Source organism: Tateyamaria sp. (assembly GCF_059783535.1).
The window spans coordinates 1-6,001 of sequence record NZ_JBYNDP010000177.1 but is presented as its reverse complement, the minus strand read 5'-3'; the positions used below and the strand labels follow the sequence as shown (position 1 = coordinate 6,001).

Below are 6,001 nucleotides of genomic sequence, written 5' to 3'. Positions count from 1 at the left end.
CTTCGGGAGGCAGGGGCCGGAGGTTCGAATCCTCTCACTCCGACCAATTGGAAAACGTTGATGTAGAGTTGCAGGGACTTTGCCCCAGGAACCACCAAAGTGTCCTCTATCTGCACACACTTTGTCCAACTGGTTGACAACAAAAGAGTGCTTTTGGGGTCCTATTTCAGCTGTATTTGAGCTTTTCATCTAGCGTGGAGGCCGGGAAGCGGAAGTTCGCTGCATCCGCGAAAAACTCGGATCAGTGGGCGGAAAGCAGCCGTTCATTGCCAGTTAGGTCGCCCCCTTTGCCACCCTCGGATTGATCAGCAATACCTACGACAAGGGCGTCCTGCTGGCTGCCTTTCATTTGTTTCAAATGTCGGCCATGCGCGGCTGCTGCTTATGCATGATATTCTCGATTGCATCTGCAACGTGAACATCCGCGATCACATGATCCTCGCGTTCAACGCGCAGACGGTGCGCCTCTGCCAGAACATCGCCGTGGGTTGCACCCTCTGGCGGTTCAAAGCGATAGGAAGCCAGCTCAATTCTCAGCCCAAGGGGATCATAGAAGTAAATACTGTTCATGAAACCACGGTCCTTGACGGAAGTGTGCTTGATGTCGCGTTCGTCCAGACGTTCTGAAACTTGTGTCAAAACGGACTGCGAAATGGCGAAGGCGAGGTGATGAACGGCACCAATCTTGTCCTCCAGCTGGTCTGTTTGCGGTTTGCGTGCCTCATCCGTGAAGACAGTGAGCGTTTGGCCGTTCCCAACGGCGAAGTAGAGATGCCCCTGAGACGGGTTATCAAGGTTCGGTTGATCAAAGATCAAAGAGAACCCGAGAAGCCCTTCCCAAAAGTCGATTGATGTCTGGCGATCTGCACCTGTCAGCGTGATATGGTGGATGCCTTGTGCTTGAGTTTTTCGTTTCACGATCTGTTCCCACTTTGTTGCCCTGTGAGAATAGGGGTGGCGGTCTTGCGGTTTAATATCGAATGCTGGTCATATGCTATTGCAGATATGAACATGATCCATTGTCCGAAATTGCCGAGCAACATCTACGCCGGTTATCTCAGTAGGCCGCGCACGTTTTTCTGTATCGCGTAGAGTTCTGGCAGAACCTCTGCAATCAGGTTCTCAACACTGCGTTGCGCTGCAGATACCCCCACATTGATCGCGGCAATGACTTTATCATGAGACGAGTAAACGGGAACCGCAATGGACCGCAGCCCGATTTCAATCTCTTGATCCACGCACTCGTATTGGTTTTCCCGGACCTGCTGAATGCGATCCAAAATTGCATCCATGTCGGAGATGCTGTGCACGGTTTTGGGAGACAGGTCACTCCTCTCAAGCACTGACCGAACGTCTTTCGCAGGGAGAGCGGCAAGGAGGACGCGCCCCATTGACGAGGAATGCGCTGGCAATCGGACGCCGGGCATCACACCGATAGACATCACCCGATGTTGTGCGGCACGGGCGACATACACAATCTCGGTTTCATCAAGGATGGATGCGGAAACGGACTCTCCGATCTTGTCGGACAATTGGTCCAGCCAGGGCTGGATGATCTGGGGCAGTGGCATGGCGGCCAAAGCGCCGACGCCCAGCCTCAGAACCTTCGGTGTGAGCGAAAAGTGTTTCCCGTCATGTTTGGCGTACCCCAACTCCGCCAGGGTCAAGAGACATCGACGGGCGGCTGAGCGGTCCAGTGATGTCAATCGCGCGACATCAGATACAGTCAGCCGGGTCGTTTCACCCGAGAACACCTCGATCACGGTGAGGCCCTTTGCGAAAGACCCTAGAAAATCAGTCGTTTTGATCGGCATGTGAACAAGGGTATTCGAGATGTGAACAAATTTCAATATTTGAACATCTGACTCGTGTTCAACCAGCGGCTGCGTTAGCTCCGATCCCACATGCAGTCATAACTGGAGCCGCACATGTCAAAGCCTTGCATCATCTGTGTCGCGATCACCGGATCTCTCCCGCGGAAATCAGATAATCCTGCGGTGCCGGTGACCGTTGCCGAACAGATTGAGTCCACGCAGGAAGCTTTTGAGGCTGGCGCAACGATCGCCCACTGCCACGTACGCAATGACGATGAATCACCCAGCAGCGACCCTGAGAAATTCGGATTGCTTCTGGAAGGGCTGCGCAAGCATTGCCCCGGAATGATCGTGCAGTTTTCGACCGGTGGCCGATCGGGTGCAGGGACATCGCGTGGCGGGATGTTGCCACTGAAGCCGGACATGGCATCTTTGTCGGTCGGCTCGAACAACTTCCCCACGCGGGTCTATGAGAACCCACCGGATCTGGTCGATTGGCTCGCGTCCGAGATGAGGGAATATCAGGTCACGCCTGAGATTGAGGCCTTTGACCTGTCTCACATTCACCAGGCGGCAGCGATGGCGGAGGCCGGTAAACTTTACGGAAAGCTCTACATTCAATTCGTCATGGGCGTCAAAAACGCCATGCCGGCGGATCTGAACACGTTCCGGTACTACGTCAAAACAGTTGAGCGCTTGGCCCCGGACGCAGAATGGTGCGCCGCTGGAATTGGTAGGCATCAGCTGACCCTCAACGAATGGTCGATCAAGGCGGGTGGCCACACCCGCACCGGGTTGGAAGACAACGTTCGTCTCGACAAGACGACATTGGCGCCATCCAACGCTGCCCTGGTCAAACGTACGGTCGAGCTTTGCCACGCTTACAACCGGCCTGTCGCCACTTGGCAAGAGGCGCGTAAGACCCTCGGCCTGAAGTAAGCAGCCCAATGAAAAAGATATACGGTAGCGCATCGGAGGCGATGGACGGGTTGCTGAGCGACGGCATGTTGATTGCGGCAGGCGGTTTTGGGTTGTGCGGCATTCCAGAACTGCTCTTGCAAGCAATCAAGGAAGCCGGGACCAAGGATCTGACCTTTGCATCGAACAATGCAGGTGTGGACGATTTTGGGATCGGTATTCTTCTGCAGACCAAACAGGTCAAAAAGATGATCAGCTCTTATGTCGGCGAGAACGCAGAATTCATGCGGCAGTATCTGTCAGGCGAGCTGGAACTGGAATTCAACCCCCAAGGCACATTGGCCGAACGGATGCGCGCCGGTGGTTGCGGCATCCCCGGATTCTACACCAAAACCGGCGTAGGCACGGTGATCGCTGAGGACAAGGAGTACAAGGAGTTCGGCGGCGAAACCTACATCATGGAAGAAGGCATCTTTGCCGATGTTTCGATCGTGAAGGCGTGGAAAGCGGACGAGACCGGCAACGCGATCTTCCGCAAAACGGCGCGCAACTTTAACCCACCCGCGGCGATGTGCGGCAAGGTGTGTGTCATGGAGGTTGAAGAGATCGTGCCGACAGGCGCGCTTGACCCCGACCACATCCATTTGCCGGGTATCTACGTGCATCGACTGATCCAGGGCGAACATGAAAAGCGCATCGAACAACGTACCGTACGGGAGGCTTAACCCATGTGGGACCGGAACCAAATGGCGGCACGGGCCGCGCAAGAGCTGCAGGACGGCACCTACGTAAACCTTGGCATTGGCATCCCGACGCTGGTGTCGAACTACATCCCTGAGGGTGTCGAGGTGACGCTGCAGTCGGAAAACGGGATGCTGGGCATGGGCCCTTTCCCGACCGAGGATACGATTGATCCCGACCTGATCAATGCAGGCAAACAGACCATCACTGAACTGCCGCAGACCGCGTATTTCGACAGCGCGCAGAGCTTTGGCATGATCCGGGGCGGCAAGATCGCGATGGCGATCCTAGGCGCGATGGAAGTGGCCGAAAACGGCGACCTCGCCAACTGGATGATCCCCGGCAAGCTGGTTAAGGGCATGGGCGGGGCCATGGATCTGGTCGCGGGCGTGGGCCGTGTGGTGGTTGTGATGGATCACACCAACAAACGCGGCGACAGCAAAGTGTTGAAGGAGTGTACGCTGCCGCTGACCGGTAAACGTGTGGTTGATCGCATCATCACCAATCTGGGCGTACTGGATATTGTCGATGGTGGTCTTAAGATCGTTGAAACGGCAGATGACGTGACAGAAGACGAATTGCGCGCCGCAACCGAGGCCAAGATCCTGTAGTTCAGCGCAGCTAACAACCGGCGGCAAATGTGGCTAGCGATCTTGTCACTGCCGCCGGACGTCTCGGAGTTATCCTAACGGCTCCCTGTCTAGTCAGAGTACCTCCACGGATGCAGTGGCCGGATCTACGTCCAAGCCGGTAGTCTGAATCGATTTGGCCGCGTTGATACAACGCGGCCAAATCAGTCATGTTTTATGCGCCTATTACGACGCGAGCTTGCTCGCCAGTTGCGCCACGTGGCGGCCCTGGTCTGCGGCCAGCTTCAGCTCAACCTCACTTGGCATCCGCGAGCCGTCCGCCCCGGCAATCGTGGCCGCACCGTATGGGGAGCCACCGCGCACTTCGCTGATGTCTGTCAGCTCCGCGCTGGAATAGGGCAAGCCCGTGATGACCATGCCGTGGTGGGCCAGCGTGTGCCAGAACGACGTGATCGTCGTTTCGCTGCCGCCGCCAGTTCCGGTCGAGGTAAAGACCGAACCGACCTTGCCAATGAGCTTGCCATTCATCCATAGACCGCCCGTCTGGTCGAGGAAGCTGCGCATTTGCGATGCCATGTTCCCGAACCGGGTTGGCGTGCCAAAGATAATGGCGTCGTATTCCTCTAATTCGGCGGGCGTTGCAACGTCCGCGGCCTGTTCCGTTTTGAAACCGGCGGCTGCGGCGGCCTCTTCCGTCATGATTTCTGGCACGCGCTTGACCGTCACAGTGGCTCCGGGAACTTCCGAGGCGCCTTTGGCAACCGCGGCGGTCAGCGCCTCAATATGTCCGTATGAAGAGTAGTAGAGAACGAGGACTTTGGTCATGGTTTGGTTCCTTTCTTTCCAGCTTTTCCAGAATTGGAAGAGCATCAGTATTTCCAGCCGATGCGATTATCTGCCGAGATCGCGCCGCCGCCGCGGATGACAATTGCCAGCGCAAGCAGGCCCCAAAGAAGCGGGTATTCGTACCCACCGCTGGTCCAGAAAAAGCCACTGGAAAAGTGCACAACGAATGCGGCATAGGCCATGACGGTGACGACGACGGCGGCTGTGAGACGGGTCAAAAGCCCAAGTGCGAGGAACAGCCCACCGAAAAACTCGGCCATACCCACGGCACCGGCAAACAGGACGCCCGGTGCCAGACCAAGCGTGTCGGCAAAAAACTGACCGGTGCCTTGCAAGCCGTAGCCGCCGAACCAACCAAACAGTTTTTGGGCGCCATGCGGCATGAGGATCAGGCCCGTTGAAACCCGGATCAGCGTCCAGGAAAGCGTATCGAGGCTGACGCCAGCGGCGCGGTCAGTTGCGAAGTCTGTTGCATCAAGATTTGCCATTTGTCGTCTCTTTCTTTGGTTTGAACGTTGGGGGCTGTCCGCCACCGACACGCTCGTTGGGGAGGTCCGCCGGCTCCTGTTCAACGACACGAAACCGACTGTTCATAACCGCTTGGGCGGTCACATTTTTGGTGTTCCGTAGTCTCAGTGGTCTCGCAGCAGGTCTGCCAATGCGGTCAGTTCCTCACGCCGCACTTCGTGCCCGCCGTCGTGGTAGAGCGTTGTTAGCTTGGCGCCTTGCGCCTCGATCCAGTTGGTCAGTTTCTCTGTTTGTGACCAGGGGCAGATTGGGTCATGCCGCCCTGCCGTCACCATGACTTGCGTATCTTTGAGACCCGACACCGAAGAGGGTTCCCAAGGGATGAGGGGGTGCAGGAGCCCGACACGAGCGAAGAGCCCAGGGTGGCTGATCATGACGGACGCAAGGATATTCGCGCCGTTGGAATAGCCGAACCCGTAGATAGCGCGGCCCGGATTCTTTTGCCTCCAGTCGGACACATAAGCCGCCATCTTGTCGGTTGCCCGGGCAAGGTCATCCATGTCATAGACGCCCTCACCGGTGCGCCGAAAGAACCGCGCAGCCCCCATTTCAAAGACATCGCCG

8 protein-coding genes are annotated in these 6,001 nt (G+C 56.8%); 3 read left to right on the top strand and 5 right to left on the bottom strand.

Features of this window, described 5'->3' with window-relative positions; all coding sequences use genetic code 11:
* Positions 1–354: 354 nt before the first annotated feature.
* Entirely contained in the window at positions 355–918 is a 564-nt protein-coding gene (locus AC6RA8_RS20465) for a VOC family protein (RefSeq protein WP_500355401.1), read from the bottom strand.
* A gap of 134 nt (positions 919–1,052) precedes the next feature.
* Entirely contained in the window at positions 1,053–1,814 is a 762-nt protein-coding gene (locus AC6RA8_RS20460; protein WP_500355399.1) for an IclR family transcriptional regulator domain-containing protein, read from the bottom strand.
* 114 nt (positions 1,815–1,928) lie between these two features.
* On the opposite strand from AC6RA8_RS20460, the gene AC6RA8_RS20455 reads away from it, so the two are divergent.
* The 3 genes from AC6RA8_RS20455 to AC6RA8_RS20445 are packed head-to-tail and all read left to right on the top strand — an operon-like array spanning position 1,929 to position 4,084.
* On the top strand, positions 1,929–2,753 hold the full coding sequence (locus tag AC6RA8_RS20455; RefSeq protein WP_500355396.1) for a 3-oxoadipate:acetyl-CoA acetyltransferase: 825 nt from the start codon (positions 1,929–1,931) through the stop codon (positions 2,751–2,753).
* 8 nt (positions 2,754–2,761) lie between these two features.
* Positions 2,762–3,457 carry a CoA transferase subunit A gene (locus AC6RA8_RS20450; protein ID WP_500355394.1) on the top strand — a complete coding sequence of 232 codons (696 nt, stop codon included), beginning with the start codon at positions 2,762–2,764 and terminating at the stop codon, positions 3,455–3,457.
* Between the two features lie 3 nt (positions 3,458–3,460).
* A complete protein-coding gene (locus AC6RA8_RS20445; protein ID WP_500355393.1) occupies positions 3,461–4,084 on the top strand; it encodes a 3-oxoacid CoA-transferase subunit B in 624 nt (207 codons plus the stop codon).
* 204 nt (positions 4,085–4,288) lie between these two features.
* Here the strand turns inward: AC6RA8_RS20445 and wrbA are convergent, their stop codons facing one another.
* The 3 genes from wrbA to AC6RA8_RS20430 all read right to left on the bottom strand — a co-directional run.
* Positions 4,289–4,888, bottom strand: a complete 600-nt coding sequence (gene wrbA / locus AC6RA8_RS20440; protein ID WP_500355391.1) for an NAD(P)H:quinone oxidoreductase — start codon at positions 4,886–4,888, stop codon at positions 4,289–4,291.
* A 44-nt stretch (positions 4,889–4,932) separates the two neighbouring features.
* The gene (locus AC6RA8_RS20435; RefSeq protein WP_500355389.1) at positions 4,933–5,397 is read right to left on the bottom strand and encodes a DoxX family protein; all 465 of its coding nucleotides are present in this window, start codon (positions 5,395–5,397) and stop codon (positions 4,933–4,935) included.
* A 144-nt stretch (positions 5,398–5,541) separates the two neighbouring features.
* Positions 5,542–6,001, bottom strand: a 460-nt coding sequence (locus AC6RA8_RS20430; RefSeq protein WP_500355387.1) for an alpha/beta hydrolase, incomplete at its 5' end; no start/stop codon positions are given.